Source organism: Amycolatopsis sp. NPDC034160 (assembly GCF_055575355.1).
The window spans coordinates 44,328-65,699 of sequence record NZ_JBVISU010000031.1; the positions used below are offsets into that span (position 1 = coordinate 44,328).

Below are 21,372 nucleotides of genomic sequence, written 5' to 3' on the forward strand. Positions count from 1 at the left end.
GATCGAGTGTCCGATTGATGTCTCTGTGTACGATTCTGCGCGGAGTCGTGCGTGATAATGAGGGTTGTTGGAGGTTAAGGCGAACGTGTCGTGGTTGTGGGCGGGGCCTGTTCGTCGGGATAGCGGGTTGCGCGAAGGCGTAACTCGCGTGCTCAGGCACGGGACTCGCATGCCTGGATCCCGCACTCGGGTGTCCCGGTTCTCTTGAGGGGTAGGGCAAAGGTGTCGTGTGGCGAGCCACGTCGGCTCGTGCCGCGGCCTGATGTCCCCAATGTGGCATGGGGGACGTTGACCGTCTCCACTGCCGCATTGGGGACATGCCCGCCTCCCGATTGCCTGCTCACACCACCCAGGGGTGATCAACCTCCCCCAGCCCTCAAGGAGGTGTCGCGAAAGCCACTTTCAGGACACGTGATGTCCCCAAAGTGGCTTTCGCGACACCCTCGGGACACCCCCGCCCTGGAGGGGGGTGGGGAAAAGCCCGCGTCAGGGACATGTGATGTCCCGAAAGTGGCTTTCGCGACACCTTCGGGACACCACTGCCCAGTGCCGAAGCCTGATGCACAACGTCTCATAAGCCCTCCCGAACACGACACCTTTGCCTTGCCCCTCAGTAGAACGCTCATTATCACTCATGCCTACTCGAAAAACTGCGCAAAGCACCCGAATCGGGCGTCGCGGGCTCGAAAAGTGTCCCTATGGACAATCAGGAGCCGGGTTGAGCCTCTTAAGCGAGCCTGCCCCTGTCGACTCCATCACGACACGTTCGCCTTGCCTCTCTACGGCAGCTCTCCGACGTGAAGGCCCCCTTCACTGCGTCTAGCGCAGCGAAGGGGGCCTTCACGTACTTTTGGGGGAAGCGTGGGCTCAGGAGTTGAGCGCGGCCTGCAGTTCGATGTCGATCTTGACCTTCTCGGACAGGAAGGCGTTGCCCTCCGGGCCGATGCCGAAGTCGCGGCGGTTCACGGTGGCGGTGGCCGAAACGCCGAGGGTGGTGGCGTTGTCGTTGGCCGGGTTGGTGCCGATGCCGTTGAACTCGGCTTCGAGCGAGACCGGGACGGTCTTGCCGCGCCAGGTGAGCTCGCCGTCGATGACGTAGTCGCCGTCGTCCTCGCGGATGCCGGTCGAGCGGAAGGTGATGACCGGGTGCTCGTCGACGTGGAAGAAGTCCTCGGACTTGAGGTGCGTGTCACGTCCGTCGACACCGCTGGCGACCGAGGAGGCGTCGATCTCGACGGTGACCGAGGAGTCGAGGATGTTGTCGGCGGTGACGACTTCACCGGTGAAGGCGGTGAAGTTGCCCCGGGACTTCGCCAGGCCGAGGTGCTTCACGGTGTAGGCGATGTCGGAGTGGGCGGTGTCGATCGTCCACTTGCCTGCGACGTAGCCAGGGATTTCGGTGGTGGTCATGAAAGTCGATCTCCAAAGTCTGTGGTCTGCCGGTGGCGAGCCTCGGCTTGTTGAGCGCTCAACAAGGACTGTAGCGCAATTTGGTTGAGCGTTCAACCAGGAGTAGAATGGGCGGCATGTCCGAACCCCGATGGCTCTCCGACGAGGAGCAAAAAGTCTGGCGCGACTTCTCCGCTGCCACGCGGATGCTGCAAGCGCATCTGGAGGGCCAGCTTCAGCACGAGGCGGGCATGCCCCACACCTACTACGAAGTGCTCGTCGCCCTGTCCGAGGCGCCGGGCCGCCGCCTGCGCATGAGCGAGCTCGCCGACGCGCGCAAGGCGTCACGCAGCAGGTTGTCGCACGCCGTCGCGCGGCTCGAGGCGAACGGCTGGGTGCGACGTGAGTCCTGTCCGACCGACAAACGCGGTTCGTGGGCGGTGCTCACCGCCGAAGGTTTCGCCGCGCTGGAGGAAGCGGCGCCCGGGCACGTCGAGGCGGTCCGCGAGAGCCTCTTCGACCCCCTGACCCCCGAACAGGTCAAGGCGCTCGGGGAGATCAGCGCCGCCGTGCTGGCCCGGCTGTCGCCGAAATGCGCCGCCGCCGAGGCGGAACTGGCCTTGCGGGAGGAATCCGGTGTGGTCTCCGGCGACCTCCGGGAGGCACCCGAACTGGCCGAAGCGGACTGAGAAAAAGCCGGTCGAGGGCGGGCACGACGACGAGTGTCGGTGCGGGTGGATAGGCTTCGGGCGCCCATCCGACCCTGCTGCTTAGGTGCACCTGAAGAACCGATGCTCAACATTTTCGCGCGCGCCTCCGTTTCCCGCGTCACCGACCCGATCGGAAAGGTGCTCGTCCGCGCCGGTCTGACCCCGAACGCGATGACCGTCATCGGCACGGCCGGGGCGGTGCTGTGCGCGCTCGCGTTCTTCCCCAACGACATGCTGCTGTGGGGCACCTTCACCGTGTGGGGCTTCGCGATGCTGGACCTGCTCGACGGCGCGATGGCCCGCGCCCGCGGGTACGGCACGGCGTTCGGAGCCGTGCTCGACGCGACCTGCGACAGACTGGTCGACGGCGCGTTGTTCGCCGCGATCGCCTGGTGGTGCTTCGTCCACGACGACAACCGCCCCGCCGCGGCCGCCGCGCTGATCTGCCTCGTGCTCGCGCAGGTCATCTCGTACGTCAAGGCCCGCGCCGAGGCATCCGGGCTGGAGGCCGACGGCGGGCTCGTCGAGCGCGCGGAACGGCTGATCATCGCCCTGGTGGGAACCGGACTGCACGGTCTGGGCGTTCCGTACACCGTGGACATCACCCTCTGGCTGCTCGCGGTGCTTTCGGTGATCACCCTGCTGCAGCGGACGGCCGCGGTGGCCAAGGCGGCGAGGGCCGCCAAAGCGGCCGGGCCACCCGCCACGGAAGGCGGCTCATGAGCGGGTTCTCGCAGCGACTCGGCGATTTGGGTTACGCGGCGGGCTGGCGGCTCGCGCGCTGGCTGCCGGAGCAGATCGGCTCAGTGACCTTCGGGCTCGGCGCCGACCTCGCCGTCCGGCGCGACGGCGGCGGGGTGCGCCAGCTGCGGAGCAACCTCGCCCGGGTCGTGCCGCAGGCCGACGAGGCCGAACTCGACGAACTGACCCGCCGCGCGATGCGGTCCTACGCCCGCTACTGGCACGAGATGTTCCGGCTGCCCTCGATGGACCACAAGGAGGTCAGCCGCAAGGTCGCCCAGTCGATCACCGGCGTCGAAAACCTCGACGCCGCGCTCGCCGAGGGCAACGGCGCGGTCATGGCGCTGCCGCACAGCGGGAACTGGGACGCGGCGGGCGTCTGGCTCGCGGATTACCTAGGCGGTTTCACCACGGTCGCGGAACGGCTGAAACCCGAGTCGCTGTACCAGCGGTTCGTGTCCTATCGCGAATCGCTCGGTTTCGAGATCGTGCCGCTGACCGGCGACAGTTCCGCGATGCGCGTACTGCTCAAACGGCTGCGGGAGAACAAGGCGATCTGCCTGGTGGGCGACAGGGACCTGACGAACTCGGGCGTTCCGGTCAAGTTCTTCGGCGAGCAGACCCGGATGCCCGGCGGACCGGCGCGGCTGGCCGCGACCACCGGTGCCGCGTTGATCCCGGCGGGCTGCTGGTTCACCGAGGACGGCTGGCAGATCCGGCTGCACCCGCGGATCCGGGTCACGAACCGGTCAGAGGTCCCGGCGGCCACCCAGGCGCTGGCGGACATCTTCGCCGGTGACATCGCCGCGCACCCGGCCGACTGGCACATGATGCAGAAGTTCTGGCTCTCCGATCTCGAACCCGGAGAACAGGCCGACCTCGGCGAAGCGAGCTGAGCCGATGGCTCAGGCACGGGTCATGAAGATCGGGATCGTCTGTCCGTACTCGTTCGACGTGCCGGGCGGTGTACAGGGACACGTCATCGATCTCGCGAAGGCGTTGCTCGCGCGCGGGTACGAGGTCTCGGTGCTCGCGCCGGCGGACGAGGACTCCGACGTCCCGGCTTTCGTCGTCCCCGCGGGGAAGGCGCTCGGCATCCGGTACAACGGCTCGGTCGCGCGGCTGCAGTTCGGCCCGGTGTCCTACGCCAGGGTGCGGCGCTGGATCCGTGACGGCGAGTTCGACGTCCTGCACCTGCACGAGCCCGCCGCGCCGAGCCTTTCCCTGCTGGCGCTGAAGGTCGCGGACGGCCCGATCGTGGCGACCTTCCACACCGCGACGACCCGTTCGCGCACGCTGGCGGCGTTCCAGCCGGTGCTGCGGCCGCTGCTGGAGAAGATCACCGCGCGGATCGCGGTGTCGGCGCTGGCCCGCCGCGTCCAGGTCGAGCACGCCGGCGGCGACGCGGTCGAGGTGCCCAACGGCGTCGACGTCGACTTCTTCTCCCGCGCGCTCCCGCTGGACGGCTATCCGCGAGCGGGCGGCACGGTCGGCTTCGTCGGGCGGTACACCGAGCCCCGCAAGGGGATGGGGGTGCTGCTGGAGGCGCTGCGCATGCTGCTGCCGGAATTCGAGGATCTGCGGATGCTGGTGGTCGGCCGCGGTGACGCGGACCAGCTCCGGCGTGAGGCCGGGCCGGAACTCGCGTCGCATATCGACCTGCTGGGCCAGGTCGACGACGAGACGAAGGCGCGGGCGCTGCGCAGCGTCGACGTCTACTGCGCGCCGAACACGGGTGGCGAGAGTTTCGGGATGATCCTCACCGAGGCGATGGCGGCGGGCACGCCGGTACTGGCGAGCGGGCTGGACTCGTTCCGCCGGGTTCTCGACGACGGCAAAGCCGGGATGCTGACCGAAACCGGTGACGCGGCCGCGCTGGCCGACGGGTTGCGTGAGCTGCTCGGTGATCCGGCGCGACGGGTGTCGCTGGCCGCGGCCGCGGGGGAGCGGGTCGCGATGTTCGACTGGTCCGTGGTCACCACGCAGGTCCTGCGGGTGTACGAGACGGCGATCGCCGCCGATCCCCGGCGGGTCGGCGCGGGCGAACGCGAGTTCAGCCGGTGACGCCGTGGTTGTGGATCGGCGGCCTGGTGGCCGTGATCGTGGTGCTGGGCGGGCTGTTCCTGCTCGCGACGGCGAACCGGCTGGACCGGCTGCACGTCCGCACGGACGCGGGCTGGGCGGCGCTCGACGCGGCCCTCGCGCGGCGCGCCGTCGTCGCCAGGGCGGCCGCCGCGATCCTGGGCGACGAGGACCTGCGTGCGCTGGCCGAACGGGCCGAGCACGCCGAGCGCCCGGATCGCGAAGCCGAGGAAAGCGAACTGACACTGCGGCTGGCGCACGTCGACAGGACGACGTTGCCAGCGCCTCTGGCCGAAGAGCTGACCGACTCGGAGCACCGCGTCGTCATCGCGCGGCGGGTGCACAACGACGCCGTCCGGGACACGCTGCACCTGCGGCGGCGGCGGAAGGTCCGGTACTTCGGCCTCGCCGGGACCGCGCGGCTCCCGGAATACTTCGAGATCGCCGAACCCGAGCTCTGACCTCCGCGCCCAGTTCCGCGTTTAGTCCTCTAAACGCGGTGGTTGGCGGCACGAACTACCGCATTTAGAGGACTGAACGCGGTGGTTGCGTGTGCATGGAGCGCGAGCAGAGGACGAAATGCGGGAAGATGGGCGGGTGAGTGACGAACAGCGGGTGTTGGTAGCGGTGTTCGCGACGCCGGTGGCGTCGTATCTTCTGCGCTACGGCAAAGATCTCGGGTACACGACGGTGTTGCTCGAGCCGGACGGCGCGCGGGCGACGGACGTCGCGGACGGCTTCGAAGCCGTCTCGACCGTCCCGGAACTCGGAGCGGGCACCGACGTGGTCGTCACCGACCACAACCGGCTCGAACTCGGCGAGGTGCTCAAGGCCGTGCTCGGCCGCCCGGCCCGCTGGGTCGGCGTGCTGGGCAATCCACGCCATGCCGGACCGCACGTCGCCGCGCTCAAGGCACTGGACGTCCCGGAAAACCAGATCGCACGCGTGCATCGCCCGGTCGGTTTGAACATCGGCTCGCGCACGCCGCCCGAGATCGCCGTCGCGACCTTGGCAGGGCTGCTCGCCGACCGGAACGGACGTCCAGGCGGCTTCGAGTTCCCTCCGCCCCGCGATTAGTCCTCTCAATGCGGTAGTTCGTGTCGCCAACCACCGCATTCAGAGGACTAAATGCGGGAGTTCAGAGGGCCACGGCTCCTTCCGGCATGGGTTCGAACCGGGCGTGCTCGCGGGTGAACGTCGCCGTGCCCGAGGTCAGCGAGCGGAGGTCGATCGCGTAGCGCAGCAGTTCCGCGGCGGGTACCTCGGCGCGGATGACCGTGCGGCCGCCTTCACCCGATTCGGTGCCGAGAACGCGGCCACGCCGGGACGACAGGTCACCCAGCACGGTGCCCAGGTGCTCGTCCGGAAGCCGCACCGCCACCTCTTCGAGTGGTTCGAGCAATACGATCTTCGCGGCCGCGGCGGCTTCCTTGAGCGCCAGCGCGCCCGCCGTCTGGAACGCGGCGTCCGACGAATCGACACTGTGCGCCTTGCCGTCGACGAGGGTCACCCGGATGTCGATCAGCGGATGGCCGTCGACCAGCCCTCGCTCAGCTTGGGCCCGGGCTCCCTTCTCGACACTCGGGATGAACTGGTGAGGCACCGAGCCGCCGACGACCTTGTCGACGAACTCGAAGCCCGAACCCCGCGGCAGCGGCTGGACCTCGATGTCGCAGACGGCGAACTGGCCGTGTCCGCCGGACTGTTTGACGTGCCGCCCGCGCCCGCGGCCCGGCCCGGCGAACGTCGAACGCAGGCTGATGCGGACGGGTTCGGTGTCCACGTCGGCGCCTCCCGCGCGCAGCCGCGACAGCACGACGTCGGCGTGCGCCTCGCCCATGCACCACAGCACGAGCTGATTGGTCTCGGCGTTGCGGTCCAGCCGGAGCGTCGGATCGCCCGCGACCAGCCGGGAAAGGTTGCGCGCGAGGGTGTCCTCGTCGCTGCGCGTCTTGGCGATCACGGCGACCGGCAGCAACGGTTCCGGCATCGTCCACGGCTTCATGATCAGCGGGTCGTCCGGTGAGGAAACGGTGTCGCCTGTTTCCGCCGAGCCGACCTTGGTGAGCGCGCAGAGGTCACCCGCGACGCAGTACGGGACTTCGCGCAGATTCGCGCCGAGCGGTGAGTACAGGTGCGCGACCCGTTCGTCGACGTCGTGGTCCTCGTGCCCGCGTTCGGCGAGCCCGTGGCCAGAGACGTGCACTGGGCGTTCCGGGCGAAGCGTTCCGGAAAACACGCGCACGAGAGACACCCTGCCGACGTAGGAGTCGACCGCGGTCCGGACCACCTCGGCCGCCAGCGGGCCTTCGGGATCGGCGCGGAGGCTCGCGTGCGGCTCGCCGGTCGGCGATGTGACCTCCGGCGGGACATGCTCCAGCGGCGACGGGAAGGCGCGCACGATGCCGTCGAGGATTTCGGCGAGCCCGACCCCGGTCGTCGCGCACACCGGGATCACCGGATGGAAGGAGCCGCGCGCGACGGCGGTCTCGAGGTCGGCGATCAGCGTGTCCTCGGCGATCTCCTCACCGGCGAGGTACCGGTCCATCAGGGATTCGTCTTCGCTTTCGGCGATGACGCCTTCGATCAGCTCGTTGCGCGCTTCGGTGATCCTGGCGAGATCGGCCTCGTCCGGCTCGCCGATCCTGGGCGGGTAGCCCTGCGAATAGTCGAAGTAGCGACGCGTGATCAGCCCGACGAGCCCGTCACGAGCGGGCAGGTACAGCGGCAGGACGCCGGCACCGAAAGCGGCTTGGCAGGCCGCGATCTCGCCTTCCGGGTCGGCGCGGTGATGATCGAGCCGGGAGACGACCACCGCCCTCGGCATTCCGACGGCCGCGCATTCCTCCCACACCGCGATCGTGGCCGCGTCGACGCCTTCCGCCGCGCAGACCACGAACAGCGCCGCGTCGGCGGCACGGAGCCCGGCGCGCAGCTCGCCGACGAAATCGGCGTATCCGGGGGTGTCGATGAGGTTGATCTTGTGGCCCTGGTGCAGCACCGGCGCGACCGAGAGGCCGACCGACCGCTGCTGCCGGACCGCGGCGGGGTCGTGGTCGCACACCGTCGTGCCCTCGACGACGGAGCCCGCCCGCGTCACCGTTCCCGACGCGGCGAGCAAGGCTTCGGCGAGTGTCGTCTTGCCGGATCCCGAGGGGCCGACCAGGACCACGTTGCGCACTTTCACCGGGTCGTCCACAGCGACGGCGGCCCCGGAGTCCCCGTTCTTGCTCTGTTTGTCGGCCATGCCGGTCTCCTCACCACACGACGCCGGTAAAAGGTGTGTCCTCGATCACACACCCGCGACGGCCGTCGCGGCAAGGCGACCGGCGATGGACCCCCCGAATGTCGACCCGCCGCTATGCTCGATGGCGGACACCCGGAGGCGAATCCGAACCGAATCCGACGGTGGGGGAGAGCGATGGAGCTCGGCAGGCGGACGGTGTTGCGGCTGGCAAGCGCGGTCCCGGCGATGGCGGTGATCCCCGGGGCCGGCGGTGGGGACGAGTGGGAACGGCTCCGCGCCCGGCTGGCGGGCACGCTGTTCCGGCCCGGCGAGCCCGGCTACGACGAAGCGCGGCTCGGCTTCTTCTCTCTGTACGACCATCGGCTTCCCGCCGGTATCGCGGTTTGCGCGAACGAGGACGACGTCCGGCGCTGTGTCGATTTCGCGGCGAGGCATCACGTGCCGATCGCGGCGCGATCCGGCGGGCACAGCTACGCCGGATATTCCATAGTGGACAGAGGCCTCGTCGTCGACCTGTCCCGCCTTTCGACGGTCGAGATCCTGCCGGGTGGCCGGGCGGCGATCGGGGCTGGTGCGGTACTGGGCCAGGTGTACGAGGCCCTGGCGGCGGCGGGCCGCGCGCTGCCCGCCGGCAGCTGTCCGGCGGTCGGCATCGGCGGGCTGACCCTCGGCGGCGGGATCGGCGTCCTGGGCCGCAAGTACGGGTTGACCTGCGATGTCCTGGAATCCGTGCGCTTCGTCGGTGCGGACGGGAAACTGCGCCTGGTGTCGGCGGAGACCGCGCCGGACCTGTTGTGGGCGTTGCGCGGCGGTGGCGGCGGCAACTTCGGCATCGTCACGTCGTTCACCTTCAAGACGGCGGCCGCGCGGACGCTGACGAACTTCGCGCTCACCTTCCCGCCCGCCGTGCTAGCCGACCTCGTCGCGGCGTGGCAGGAGTGGCAACCGGCGATGCCGGACGAACTGTGGTCCGGGATGGGGCTCGGCGCGACGGTCGTGAATTGCGGTGGTTGTTTCGTGGGTTCCGCCGCGCAGGTGAACCCGCTGCTCGACGACCTCGTCCGTCGTGTCGGCACTCAGCCGACCACGCGCGAGGTGACCGAACAGAGCCATTTGGCCTCGATGCGCGCCTTCGCCGAGGAGACCGACTTCCCGGCCGCGGCCCGTGACCGGGCGGATTATGTGGCCACTTCGAGGATGCTGACCCATCCCGTGTCGGACACCGACGCGCTCGCGGCCCTGCTGACCAGCGATCCGGATCTGTACACGATCTTCGATGCCTACGGCGGGGCGATCGCGCGGGTGCCGTCGAGCGAGTCGTGTTTCCCGCACCGGGACGCGCTCGGAAGTATCCAGGTGATCCGCGGGACCAGCGAGGGCGAAGCGCGGGCACGACAGGTGATCGGACAGGTCAGAGACCAGCTCGGCCGGGAACTGGGGCAGGCCGGGTACGTCAACTACATCGACCCGGAGATGCCGAATTGGGCGGAGGCGTACTACGGCGAGAGCCTGCCGCGGCTGCGGCGGGTGGCGCGGAAGTACGACCCGGACGGCCTGTTCGCCTTCGCGCAGGGCCTGGCGCGCTAGCTCCCTCTTCGCATTTCGTCCTCTGGATGCGGTACTTGCACGCGCAACTACCGCATCGAGAGGACCAAATGCGGGACAGATCACCCAGTGGACTGCTGAAATCGTCACGAACTGGCCTGCTTGAGAGGTCCAAAAGCGGCCTACCCTCGGAAGGGTCACCCCACCTCGCGCGCTTTTCGAAAGGTCCAGCAGTGTCTGACGACTCCACGAACACGGCCACCACCTCGCTCACCGGCACCTCCCGGGTCAAGCGCGGGATGGCGGAGATGCTCAAGGGCGGTGTGATCATGGACGTGGTCACCGCCGAGCAGGCGAAGATCGCCGAAGACGCCGGTGCCGTCGCGGTGATGGCGCTCGAGCGGGTTCCCGCGGACATTCGCGCGCAGGGCGGCGTCGCCCGGATGAGCGACCCGGACCTGATCGACGGCATCATCGAGGCCGTCTCGATCCCGGTCATGGCGAAGGCCCGTATCGGCCACTTCGTCGAGGCCCAGCTCCTGCAGTCGCTCGGCGTCGACTACATCGACGAGTCCGAGGTGCTGACCCCCGCCGACTACGAGAACCACATCGACAAGTGGGCCTTCACCGTGCCTTTCGTCTGTGGTGCGACCAACCTCGGCGAGGCGCTGCGGCGGATCAACGAGGGCGCGGCCATGATCCGCTCCAAGGGTGAGGCCGGCACCGGCGACGTCTCCAACGCGACCACGCACATGCGCAAGATCCGTGCGGAGCTGCGCCGCCTTTCCTCGCTGCCCGAGGACGAGCTTTACGTTGCGGCGAAGGAACTCCAGGCCCCGTACGACCTCGTCAAGGAGGTCGCGGAGAAGGGCAAGCTCCCCGTCGTGCTGTTCACCGCGGGCGGCATCGCGACCCCGGCCGACGCCGCGATGATGATGCAGCTCGGCGCCGAAGGCGTGTTCGTCGGTTCCGGCATCTTCAAGTCCGGTAACCCGGCTCAGCGCGCCGAGGCGATCGTCAAGGCCACCACGTTCTACGACGACCCGGACGTCATCGCGAAGGTTTCGCGCGGTCTCGGCGAAGCGATGGTCGGGATCAACGTCGACGACGTGCCCGAGCCCCACCGGCTGTCCGAGCGCGGCTGGTAGTAGCCGACTCGGCTCCGGTACGGGACGGCCCGGCGCTCCTCGATGAGCGCCGGGCCGTCCCGTCGAGAGCAGGCCTCGTCAATCAGGGCGTCGAGCCATTCCTGGTCATCACACTTCCTTGTGCCGCGGCGCTGAGCGTCGTGGTCCCGTCCTGGCCGACCACGTAGAGGTCACAGCGGCAGGTGGCCTGCCGCCGGCCGCTGTGCAGGACCCGTGCCTCCGCCACGAGCCGGATCCCCTTCGCCGGGCGCAGATAGTTGATGCTGAAGCCGCCGGTGAGAACATCCGGACCCAGCGTGGTCCCGGCCGCGAAGGTGATCGCGTTGTCCGCGGCATAGGCCAGTACACCGCCGTGGAGATACCCGTTCTGCTGCAACAGGTCTTCGCGGATGTCGAGGTCCAGGGTGGCGGCACCGTTTCCGAACGAGACCACCCGGGCCCCGAGCAGAACGCTGAACGGTTGCGAAGCGAGGCCCTTCCGGGCGTCTTCGAGGGTCAGTGCGATCATCACAGCCACGCTTTCAAATCGGCCAAATCCACCATGGGCATTCCCCAGTGCAGCGCCGCGACTTCGAGATCGGCGCTGCCCGCCATCGTGCCGTCGGGGTTCATCACTTCGCAGCACACCCCGACCGGCGGGAGGCCGGCGGCGGTGCACAACGCGACCGTCGCCTCCGTGTGCCCGGACCGCTCGGCGAGCAGACCCGGCCGGGCGGCGAGCGGGAACACGTGTCCAGGGCGAAGAAAGTCCTTGGCCGTCGCGTCCGGATCGGCCAGCTTCCGCACGGTGGCGGCACGTTCGGCGGCGGAGACGCCGGTGCCCGTTCCCGCGGCCAGGTCGACCGGTATCGACCACGCCGTTCCGTGCCGGTCGCCTTCACCGGGCATCCGCGCGATATCGAGGCGCCGCAGCACTTCCGGGGCGCACGGCACCGCCGGAAACCCGCAGACTTGAGTCAGCAGGAAGGTGAACGACTCCGGGCGGAGCCGGGCGCCGGCGAAGATCACGTCACCCTCGCTCTCGGTTTCGGGGTCCCACACCACGACACCGCCACCGGCGGCGAGCTGGCGCAGCACCTTTTCCACCCCGGCGCGTCCATCGACGTGGCCGGCCCACGGCAGCTGGGGCAACGCCTTTCCCACGGCCGACGGCGGAGCCTTCTCCACCAAGCGGCCGACCAGGTCGAGTTCCAGGTTCACCCGGTCTCCGGCCTTCAAGTCGCCGAGTGTGGTCGCTGATCGGGTCATCGGGAGAAGCACGACCGAAATCCGGTCACGCAGGACTTCGGCGATGGTCACGCTGACACCGTCGAGCGCGATCGGGGACTTCGCGAGCAGCCTGTCCAGCAGACGCTGCGGCGGCCGGAGCCAGATCCGGCGGGAGTCGCCTTCGTCATCGATCCGGATCACCTTGCCGACGGCGTCGACGTAACCCTGGACCAGGTGGCCGTCCAGCGGATCGCCGACCTGAAGCGGCGTCTCGACGTTGACGGCGTCCCCGGCCGTGAGCGTGTCGAACGTCGACCGGCGGCGGGTTTCCACGGAGAGCGCCGCCTCCAGGAGGCCATCGACCGGCCGTACCGTGAGCCGTACTCCGTTGACACACGCCGATCCGCCGTCGCGGACGCGGTCCGCGCTCTTCGGCGCCCGCACTCGCAGCATGTCGCCCTTGATCTCTTCGACGGCACCCAGCTCGCCGATTCTCCCAGTGAACATCGATCAACACCCCGTTTTCACGGTCGTACCCCAGAGAGCCCGGCAACGGCCGGACGCGGGGAACGCGGGGTTTCACCGCCTGGCCCCGGAATCACACCGGGTCGTTCCACCCCCTCGGCGGAACCGGCCGGCTGTACGGCCACACCGTGGAATCGCACCACGAGTCGATCATAGCCGGATCGGCTCAAGGTGTCCTTCGTCTTCAGCGTCCTCGGTGCCGAGATCGTCGCCACGAGTCGCCCGAGCGACCGCGAAGGCGGCTATCGAGGGGTAGAAGGCGTAACTCGCGTGCTCGAACACGGGACACGCGTGCTCAAACACGGGACACGCGTGCTCAGAGACGGGGCTAGCGTGGCTCACCGATACTGGCCTCTGCGATTCGCGTGTCGACCGAAGAATTTCTTAAGAGGGTAGAAGAATCACCACTATGGGGACCGGTAGATCCGGTCGCCCTGTAACGGTTGCCGACGCGGCGCCGACCTAGTTCGCTGTACGGTCCGCAAAGCCCTCGAGCAGGGAGTGAACGCAAGCGACCGGCTGTGATTTTTCCACCTTCATCAACTTCAACGACTTGGAGATCACCTCATGAATTGTGCATGCGTCAAAGCCGATCACTCGAAATGCGCGTGGTGCAAAGAGGCCGAGGCGCTCAAGATTCCAGTCTCTCGCCACAGTTGTCAGTGGGGCCGCTGCTCCTGAGTTCGCCGTCAGGTGGCAACAGTTCGCCAACGGCGAGCATCGGATGAGGTAGGTGAAGCCTGCATGAGACGAAGTTAGGATCCAGAATGGCCAGCGAATTTCCTGCCGGACTCAGTCGCTCTGAAATTCAGTACCTCATGCAACACGACAATGACGTCGTGCAGCTGGAGCGGATCGACGGACCGACCGCGATGTGGAAAGTCTCCGTGTCGGTCGAGGGTGCCGAGCCTGTCCATCTGCTGGCTGACAACGGCATCAATGAAATCTATTTTCAAGTGCTGGTGCAGATCGATATGGACCATATCGTCGAGGTGCTGCGCGTAATTCAGCCTTACGCGACTGTCGGGCTCACAATGATGAACGATTCGCTGTTCTTTCGAAGTGCGTTCTATGTGGGTTTCTCGAACATGCACGCACTTTCGAATACGCTACGCGCCGTAGCGTTGGCTTACACGGCATACCGGCGAGCGACCACCACGGTGGGTTGACCGGCTGTGTTGGGTGACCGTCCGGGGTGAGCCCGGCGACGGCGGTTTCTGTGGTGTTGCCACCGGTGGTCGGTAGTAACCGGACGGCCGCTCCGGAGGGTGAACGCAGGTGTTCGAATCGACGTTCTACGCTCCTGGGTGAGCGGCCGTCCTTGTCCCAGCGCGGCCGAAGCGACGGGATAAGGGTTGTTGCGATGGCGCTTGCGCAGGTCGAAGAGACGGGTCCGCTGAGAACGCCGCCGGCCGGGTCACCTGTCCAGCGACGGGATATCCAGGGCCTGCGTGCGCTGGCGGTCGGCATGGTGATCGTCTACCACCTCCGGCCTGAATGGCTGCCTGGCGGTTTCGTCGGTGTCGACGTCTTCTTCGTCATCTCCGGCTACCTCATCATCGGTACCCTCACCGGCGAACTGCGCCGCACCGGGACCATCCGCCTGCGCGAGTTCTACGCCCGTCGCATCCGGCGTCTGCTGCCCGCCGCGTCGGTCGTCCTGCTGAGCACTGTGCTCGTGACCTGGCTGATCCTGCCGATCTCCCGCTGGCCCGCCATCATGAGCGACGTCCTCACCTCCTCGCTGAACGTTCATAACTGGGCGCTGGCCGCCAAGGCCGCGGACTACGCACAGGCCACGGCCGCCGTGTCACCGGTCCAGCACTTCTGGTCCCTCAGCGTCGAAGAGCAGTTCTATCTGATCATCCCCCTGGTCCTGCTGTTCTGCGCGCGCCTGGCCCACCGCGCCGGTCCGAAGGCCGCCCGTCACGCCGTCACGGCGGTCGCCCTCGTCACCGCCGCGTCGTTCGTGTTTTCCGTGGTCTACAGCGAACTCGACCACGGCCGTGCCTATTTCGTGACGCCCACCCGGATGTGGGAACTCGGCCTCGGCGGCCTCGCCGCGATGGCCGTGTACCGGATCCGTCTCAGGCGTGCGGTCCGGCTGATTCTCGGTTGGGGCGGGATGGCCGCGGTCGTGGCCGGTTCGTTCCTGCTGACCACCGCGATGGCGTTTCCCGGCTATGTCGCGCTCTTGCCGACGCTGGGCACCGTCGGCTTGTTGCTGGCCGGGGTCGTCGCCGCGGACCAGCGAGTGGCACGGCCGGAAACCGCGGTGGTGCTCGGTCTCCAGCCGCTGCGTTACCTCGGCGACATCTCCTACAGCCTGTACCTCTGGCACTGGCCGGTCATCGTGGTGGTCCTGCAGTTCGCGGGCAGTACGGAACTGACGGGGGAACAGGCGGTGGGTGCCTTCGTGCTGAGTCTGGCGTTGGCCGTGGCGTCCAAACACGTGGTCGAAGACGCCTTCCGCGGCGGGGGGTCCGTGTCTCCGCCGTTCCGGGTTCACCTGCCCCGGCGCCGCAGTGCCTACCTGTTCGGAGCGGCCCTGGTCGCGGTGACGACGGTCACCGCGACCGTACCGTGGCAGTACGCCTCGGCGGAGCTGGATCGCCTCGCGTCGGCCACCGGCCTCGACAGAGATCACCCAGGCGCCCTCGCGCTGGACGCGGACGACCCGAGAGCGGCGCCGGAAGGTGTCCCGCCGGTTCCCGACCCGGCTGTGGCGGGAAAGGATTGGCCACTCAAGGACCAGAGCGTCAGCTGCGCTTCGTATGACATCGAGAACTGGCCTCCCGCCGGCGACAAGTGCACGTACGGCACGGCGACCGCGCCGAAGACACTCGTCTTGGTCGGCGACTCGCACGCGGCGATGTTCAGTACGGTGTTCGCGCGGTTCGTGCGCGAACATCCCGAGTGGCGGGTGAAGATGATGCTGCGCAACGGCTGCCCGTTCACCGCCGTCGCACCGGCCGGCCTCGCCGTCTGCTCCGAACAGAACGAACTCGTCCTCGCCGGAATCCTCGCCATGAAGCCGGAACTCGTGGTGACCTCGGCGATGGCCCCCGAGTCCTACGACAAGGATCTGGGATGGCGTTGGGAGTCGCGTGCGCGGATCGTGGACGGTTACGAAGCCATGTTGCGGCGTATCTCGGACGCCGGTATCCGGACCGGAGTGATCCGCGGCGTGCCCCGGCCCGCCAAGAACACCCCGCGTTGTCTGGAAAGCAACCCCGGCCGGTCCACGAAATGCGACACCGCCCTGGGTGCCGCGTTCGGCCCGGACAAGGATCCCTTGGTGGAGGCCGCCGGACGTGTGCCGCGCTCGACGGTCGTCGACTTGACCCCGTGGCTCTGCGTCCGCGACGTGTGCCCGGCCGTCGTCGGTAACGTCGTGGTGTACCGGGACAATCACCTCACGGACTCTTACGTTCGTACTCTCTATGAGCCTTTGATCGCGGGCTTCAGCCTGGTATGACCGGTCGGCCAGGACGGGTTGCCAAACCCTTGCTCGAATAGGCAAGGCCGAGACCAGGGCGGGACTTGCCAACAGCACCGTGGCGGCGTGGCCTTCTGTTGACAGAGTTGCCAAAGATTGCCATGCTGAAGCTGTTCGTTGTCACGGCCACATGGGAAGTGCTACGTGATCACATCGCGGCATCTCAGCTCGCCCGCCACCGAAGAAGACACCACGGAGATCCTCCGTTCCACGGCGGCGGGTTGGCGTCCCGACACCGTCGGGGGCCTTGCCGTGGCGCTCCGCGAGTTCGGACCGGGCATCGACGATCCCGCCGTCCACGAGCCGCAGACCGGCACCTCCCCGGTGGCCCAGCCAGGTGTACTCGCCTTCCGGGATCTGGTACTCCAGGCGTTTCCGGCCACCGGCAGCCTCGGCATCGTCCGGCCCGCGCACGTCCCGGGACGCAGCGAGCACAAGGAGGGCCGGGCATGGGACTGGAAGGTTTGCCGTGACACCCAGGGCGAGCAGGCGGAGGAACTGCTGTCGTGGCTGCTGGCCACCGACCGGCACGGCAACCCGTTCGCGGCGGCCCGCCGGTTCGGGATCATGTACCTGATCTGGGATTCCCGGATCTGGGGCGCCTACGCGGCCGCCCAGGGATGGCGCCCGTACCCCGGGCCGCACCCGCACACCGATCACGTCCACATCTCGTTCAGTCGTCGCGGCGCACGGGGGGAGACCTCGTGGTGGCGCCGGTTCGGCCTGGACATCATCGCGGATCCGGCTGCCAAGGAGGCACTGTGAAGACCACTCGTTCCGAATCGGTCCCGCTTCCCCCGTCCGCCCCGGTACAGCCGACCGAACGGACCCTGCACGGCGAGACGGTCGTCGACGCCTTCGGGTGGATGCGGGACCACGCCGATCCCCGCCTGCGGGAATACCTGGTGCGCGAACGCGAGTACTTCGACGGTTACGCACGTGAGATCGGTCCGCTCGTCGACGAACTGGTAGCGGAAGCGGGCGGGCGCAAGGTCGGCGAGCGACCTTTCAGTTGGCGGCTGGGCGATTACGAGTACTCCACCCGGCTCGCGGACGAGGGCGGGCGCTACACCCGCTACGTGCGCAGGGAGCTGAGCGGGGACGGGGAGCCGGAAGTGGTGCTGGACCTCGGTGACCTCGCCCAGGGCCACGACTTCACCCGCATCGGCCTCTTCGAGCCCAGCCCGGACGGCCGCTGGCTGGCCTACTCGGTCGATCATGTCGGCTACGAGTCCTACGAGCTCCGGTTCCGGGACCTCGCCACCGGCATCGATCTGCCGCGCACCAGGCAGGACACGTACTACACCGGCGCCTGGGACTCGTCCTCGTCCACGTTCGCGTACGTGGTCCACGACGCCGCCATGCGGCCGTACCGGGTGCTGGCACACGACCTCACCGCGGACCCCGGCGTACTCGACGCCGTCCTGTGGAACGAGGAGGACGAGCATTTCACCACGACCGTCCGCACCACACGCACCCATGACTGGCTCGTCATCACCAACCAGAGCCGGACCACGACCGAAGAACTCCTGCTCCCCACGGACGATTTCACCGTCCCGCCACGGCCGGTCATGCCGCGGCGCCACGGCCGGGTGTACTTCGCCGACCACCAGCGGACGACCAGGCAGGACCGGCTGGTCGCACTCGTCGCGGAAGGCAGGGAGGAGCGGCGGCTGGTCGGGCTCCCGCTCGCCGAGCTGGAAACGCAGCAATGGCGGGAAATCCTCGAACGCCGGGCGGACACCGCCTGGCAGCGGCTCGACGTGTTCGCCGCCGGACTGCTGCTCAGCGGGCACCGGCGGGGGACCACGGTGTTCACCTTGCTCGGTCCCGACGGCACCACCCGGGATGTCACGCCGGCCAGCCCCGGCGGCTGTCTGACCTTCGAAGGCAGGAGGGACGCGCTCCGGGTCCAGATGGACCAGCGGACCGCGTACGAGACCGACGACATCGTGCTGACCGAGCACACGTTGTCCGGGCCTCCGCGGTACCAGCGTCTCTCACTGCGCACCGGCGCCTACGACACGCTCGACGAGGTCGCCGTCGCGGGGTTCGACCCCAGGGACTACCGCACCCGGAAGCTGTTCGCGGAGTCGGCGGACGGCACCGCCATACCGGTCACGATCGCCCACCGGGCCGACGTGCGGCCGGACGGCGGCAACCCCGCGGTCGTCTTCTGTTACGGCGCCTACGAACGGCCATGGGAACCGGTGTTCTCCCACGAAGTGCTCAGTCTGCTGGACCGCGGCTTCGTCTACGCGATCGCGCACGTCCGCGGTGGTGGGGAGCTGGGCCGGTGCGGCTGGTTCGACGGGAGCATGCTGGCGACGCCCCAGTCGTTCCGCGACCTGGCCGCGGCCCGTGACCACCTGGTCGCGACCGGCTGGGCACATCCCGGTGGGGTCGTCGCCCACGGCAGTTGCGCCGGCGGTGTGGCGGTCGGCCAGGCCTACACCGACACACCGGGCAAATGGGCGGGTGTCGTCGCCGAGGCGCCCGCGTGCGACCTGCTCAACGCCATGCTGGACGAGAAGCTGCCACTCACGGTGAACGAGTGGGAGGAGTGGGGCGATCCACGGGATCCGGCCATCTACCGAAGCATGCGTGAGTACGTCGCCTACGAAAACGTCTCCGATCTGCCGCGTCCGCCGCTGCTGGTGACCGCGTACGCCAACGATCCCCGGGTGCTGGTGCACGAGCCCGCGCGGTGGACGGCGGCGTTGCGGCAGACCGACACCCACGGGAACACGGTCCTGCTGCGCACCGAACTGGGCGACGGAGGCCACCACGGGCCGTCCGGGCCCGCGCAAGTGGCCCGCGCGGCCGCGGAGATCACCGCGTTCGTGGTCGAGTCCGCGACCAGGGGGATGGCGGCGGGGGTGGACGACCGGGTCCAGGGAACGACAGCGTGACTACGGGGCGGGAGTTTCCCGCTCGGTTGGCCGCGCTCCGGGACGAGCTGACCGCCTCCGGCGGCGGGTACCTGCTCGGCGCCACCCTCGCCCAATCGGTCGGTCAGGGTGCCGCGATGGCCTGCAACGCGGTGTTCTTCGTCCACATCGTCGGACTGGCTCCCGGTCAGGTCGGGGTGGTGCAGAGCGCCGCGGCGCTGACGTCGATGGCGCTGGCGGTGGTGATCGGGCCGGTCGTGGACCGTACCGGGGCGCGGGCAGTCGCGTTCCGCCTCGGGCTGTCGGTGGCCGGGGCGGTGGCCGCCTACGCGCTGGTCTTCGACCTCCTCGGCTTCGTCCTGGTGCATCTGCTGGTGGCGGCGTTGCGCACGGGCCGTCAAATCGGGGAGAACGCCCTGATCGGCCAGCTGCTCAATGACCGCACGAAATTCCGCGCGTATCAGCGATCCGTGCAGAACATCGGATTCTCGCTGGGGACGGCCGCCGCGGCGATCCCGCTTTATCTGGACACGAGGGCCGCCTACCTGGTGGTGATCTTCTGCAACGCCGCCGTGATCATCGTCGGTGCCTTGCTCCTTCGCGCGGTCCCCGGTGCGCCGGTGCCCGTCCCACGCCGGGCCCGGACGGCGTGGCGGGCCATCCGTGACCGCCGGTACGTGGCCGTCGGCCTGTTGTGCGGGCTGATGGAAATCCGCGACAGCGTGCTCACCGTAGGCCTGCCGCTGTGGGTGGTCTCGCACACCGACGCGCCGAAGCCGGTCGTCGCGGCGCTGCTGTTCGTGAACACGGCGCTGGTGATCACCCTGCAGGTGCGGGCTTCGAGAGGGGCGGCCACCGTGGGCGGCGCGGCCCGCGTCCTGTGTGTCGGCGGGGTCGCCCTCGCCGGCGGCTGCGTGCTGTTCGGGCTGGCCGGGGGGACCGGCGGGCTGTGGACGGTCGCCGTACTGGTGGCCGGAGCGGTGGTACTGACCTTCGGTGAGATGTGGACCTCGGCGAGCAGCTGGACGCTGAGCTATGACCTGGCCGACGCCGGCGCGCACGGCCAGTACCAGGGCGTGTTCGAGATGACCTCGGGCATCGGAGTGCTGGCCGGGCCGATCCTGTGCACCACCGTCGCCCTCTCCTTCGGGTTCTGGGGCTGGGCCGGGATCGGTGCCGGTTTCGTGATCGTGGGTCTCGCCGCGCGCCGCCTCGCCGGCCGCGGCGGGCCGGGCGTGCACCAACCGGTGCCCGCCGGAACCGGATGAGGAGCCGAAATGGACAAGCTGGGCCGTATCGCCGTGCTCGCCGACGACGAGATCGTCCCCGAGCCGTCAAAGACCCTGGTCGCGATCCTGCGGTATCGCTCCGACCGGATAGTCGCGGTCATCGACCGGACCACCGCGGGGAAGGACGCGGCCACAGTCGCCGGTTTCCCCGCGGAGCTGGGTATCCCGGTGGTACCGGACGTGCGGGCGGCGCTCGACGCGCACCGGCCCGACGCGGTGCTGCTGGCCGACGAGCCGGTCGGAGCGGCGCTGCAGTCGTATTGGCGGGACCAGGTCCGGGTCGCGCTGGAGGCCGGGGTGGATGTCGTCAGCGGCCTGCACTTCCTGATCTCCGACGACCTGGAGCTCAGCGGCGTCGCCCGGCGTACCGGGGCGAAGATCCACGACCTGCGCAAGCCACCCGCCGAGAAATACCTCACCCCGTTCGACGCCGAGGGCAGGCCGGTCCTGCACTTCCGTGACCACCGGCCCGGCAGCCGCACCGTGCTCGCGGTCGGCACCGACTGCTCCAGCGGCAAGATGACGACGATGCTCGAACTGGAGCGGGCACTGCGCGAGGGCGGGACCGACGCGTCGTTCCTGGCCACCGGTCAGGTCGGGATGATGATCTCAGGTGGCGGCGTCGCCGTCGACGGCCTGATCTCCGACTTCCTCAACAGCACGGTCGAGGACGTCGTGTTCCAGGCCGCCCAGGAGCACGACGTCGTCCTGGTGGAAGGCCAGGGCGCTCTCAACCACCCTCGCTACTCCGCCGTCACGCTCGGGCTGTTGCACGGCACGCGGCCGGACGCGATGGTGCTGTGCCACGACCTGCGGCGTACCGGGCTCGGCCTGCTGCCAGGGGTCGCGTTGCCCTCGATGCGACGCGCGATCGAGATCAACGAACAAGCGGCCAGGTGGGCCGATCCGGAGCGGGCCCCGCGGGTGGTCGGACTGTCGGTGGTCACCGCGGGACTCGACGACGGCGAAGCCCGTGCGGCCTTGAGGCGGTTGACGGACGAGACCGGCCTGCCCGCGACGGACGTGCTGCGGTACGGAGTCGACGACTTGCTGCCCGCCGTCCTGCCTGGACTGGTCGGTTCGGTTTCCTGACGCTG

Annotated in this window: 18 protein-coding genes; 14 read left to right on the forward strand and 4 right to left on the reverse strand. The window is 68.7% G+C overall.

Annotated elements, in window-relative coordinates:
* Positions 1–867: 867 nt before the first annotated feature.
* Positions 868–1,410: a YceI family protein gene (locus ACZ54P_RS37335; RefSeq protein WP_465466327.1), complete on the reverse strand. Its 543-nt coding sequence runs from the start codon at positions 1,408–1,410 to the stop codon at positions 868–870.
* A gap of 116 nt (positions 1,411–1,526) precedes the next feature.
* Between ACZ54P_RS37335 and ACZ54P_RS37340 the strand changes: the two genes are divergently transcribed.
* The 6 genes from ACZ54P_RS37340 (at position 1,527) to ACZ54P_RS37365 (ending at position 5,999) form a co-directional block, all read left to right on the forward strand.
* Complete coding sequence (locus ACZ54P_RS37340) at positions 1,527–2,078, forward strand: MarR family winged helix-turn-helix transcriptional regulator (protein WP_465466328.1); 552 nt, start codon at positions 1,527–1,529, stop codon at positions 2,076–2,078.
* Between the two features lie 102 nt (positions 2,079–2,180).
* Positions 2,181–2,822, forward strand: coding sequence for a phosphatidylinositol phosphate synthase (gene pgsA / locus ACZ54P_RS37345; RefSeq protein WP_465466329.1), 642 nt, complete (start codon positions 2,181–2,183; stop codon positions 2,820–2,822).
* Positions 2,819–3,736, forward strand: coding sequence for a phosphatidylinositol mannoside acyltransferase (locus tag ACZ54P_RS37350; RefSeq protein WP_465466330.1), 918 nt, complete (start codon positions 2,819–2,821; stop codon positions 3,734–3,736). Before pgsA ends, ACZ54P_RS37350 begins: the two co-directional genes overlap by 4 nt.
* Before the next feature lie 22 nt (positions 3,737–3,758).
* Positions 3,759–4,904: a glycosyltransferase family 4 protein gene (locus ACZ54P_RS37355; protein ID WP_465466367.1), complete on the forward strand. Its 1,146-nt coding sequence runs from the start codon at positions 3,759–3,761 to the stop codon at positions 4,902–4,904.
* On the forward strand, positions 4,901–5,383 hold the full coding sequence (locus tag ACZ54P_RS37360; protein ID WP_465466331.1) for an NUDIX hydrolase: 483 nt from the start codon (positions 4,901–4,903) through the stop codon (positions 5,381–5,383). The genes ACZ54P_RS37355 and ACZ54P_RS37360 overlap by 4 nt, the downstream gene beginning before the upstream one ends.
* Positions 5,384–5,501: 118 nt before the next feature.
* Positions 5,502–5,999 carry an XdhC family protein gene (locus ACZ54P_RS37365; RefSeq protein ID WP_465466332.1) on the forward strand — a complete coding sequence of 166 codons (498 nt, stop codon included), beginning with the start codon at positions 5,502–5,504 and terminating at the stop codon, positions 5,997–5,999.
* Between the two features lie 61 nt (positions 6,000–6,060).
* On the opposite strand, the gene ACZ54P_RS37370 is transcribed toward ACZ54P_RS37365, so the two are convergent.
* Positions 6,061–8,169 carry an elongation factor G-like protein EF-G2 gene (locus ACZ54P_RS37370; protein WP_465466333.1) on the reverse strand — a complete coding sequence of 703 codons (2,109 nt, stop codon included), beginning with the start codon at positions 8,167–8,169 and terminating at the stop codon, positions 6,061–6,063.
* A 174-nt stretch (positions 8,170–8,343) separates the two neighbouring features.
* On the opposite strand from ACZ54P_RS37370, the gene ACZ54P_RS37375 reads away from it, so the two are divergent.
* Positions 8,344–9,756, forward strand: coding sequence for an FAD-binding oxidoreductase (locus tag ACZ54P_RS37375; RefSeq protein ID WP_465466334.1), 1,413 nt, complete (start codon positions 8,344–8,346; stop codon positions 9,754–9,756).
* A 191-nt stretch (positions 9,757–9,947) separates the two neighbouring features.
* A complete protein-coding gene (gene pdxS, locus ACZ54P_RS37380) occupies positions 9,948–10,862 on the forward strand; it encodes a pyridoxal 5'-phosphate synthase lyase subunit PdxS (RefSeq protein ID WP_465466335.1) in 915 nt (304 codons plus the stop codon).
* 82 nt (positions 10,863–10,944) lie between these two features.
* Here pdxS and ACZ54P_RS37385 read toward each other — a convergent pair whose 3' ends face one another.
* Entirely contained in the window at positions 10,945–11,370 is a 426-nt protein-coding gene (locus ACZ54P_RS37385; RefSeq protein WP_465466336.1) for a PaaI family thioesterase, read from the reverse strand.
* Positions 11,370–12,578: a 3,4-dihydroxy-2-butanone-4-phosphate synthase gene (locus ACZ54P_RS37390; protein ID WP_465466337.1), complete on the reverse strand. Its 1,209-nt coding sequence runs from the start codon at positions 12,576–12,578 to the stop codon at positions 11,370–11,372. Before ACZ54P_RS37390 ends, ACZ54P_RS37385 begins: the two co-directional genes overlap by 1 nt.
* A 785-nt stretch (positions 12,579–13,363) precedes the next feature.
* On the opposite strand from ACZ54P_RS37390, the gene ACZ54P_RS37395 reads away from it, so the two are divergent.
* From ACZ54P_RS37395 to ACZ54P_RS37420, 6 genes are all read left to right on the forward strand, one after another.
* Positions 13,364–13,765 carry a hypothetical protein gene (locus tag ACZ54P_RS37395; RefSeq protein ID WP_465466338.1) on the forward strand — a complete coding sequence of 134 codons (402 nt, stop codon included), beginning with the start codon at positions 13,364–13,366 and terminating at the stop codon, positions 13,763–13,765.
* Between the two features lie 194 nt (positions 13,766–13,959).
* Entirely contained in the window at positions 13,960–16,074 is a 2,115-nt protein-coding gene (locus ACZ54P_RS37400; protein WP_465466339.1) for an acyltransferase family protein, read from the forward strand.
* A gap of 165 nt (positions 16,075–16,239) precedes the next feature.
* Positions 16,240–16,860: a VldE C-terminal domain-containing protein gene (locus ACZ54P_RS37405; RefSeq protein WP_465466340.1), complete on the forward strand. Its 621-nt coding sequence runs from the start codon at positions 16,240–16,242 to the stop codon at positions 16,858–16,860.
* Complete coding sequence (locus tag ACZ54P_RS37410) at positions 16,857–19,007, forward strand: prolyl oligopeptidase family serine peptidase (RefSeq protein WP_465466341.1); 2,151 nt, start codon at positions 16,857–16,859, stop codon at positions 19,005–19,007. The genes ACZ54P_RS37405 and ACZ54P_RS37410 overlap by 4 nt, the downstream gene beginning before the upstream one ends.
* The gene (locus tag ACZ54P_RS37415) at positions 19,004–20,254 is read left to right on the forward strand and encodes an MFS transporter (RefSeq protein WP_465466342.1); all 1,251 of its coding nucleotides are present in this window, start codon (positions 19,004–19,006) and stop codon (positions 20,252–20,254) included. The genes ACZ54P_RS37410 and ACZ54P_RS37415 overlap by 4 nt, the downstream gene beginning before the upstream one ends.
* 9 nt (positions 20,255–20,263) lie before the next feature.
* Positions 20,264–21,367, forward strand: coding sequence for a DUF1611 domain-containing protein (locus ACZ54P_RS37420; RefSeq protein WP_465466343.1), 1,104 nt, complete (start codon positions 20,264–20,266; stop codon positions 21,365–21,367).
* Positions 21,368–21,372 lie beyond the last annotated feature (5 nt).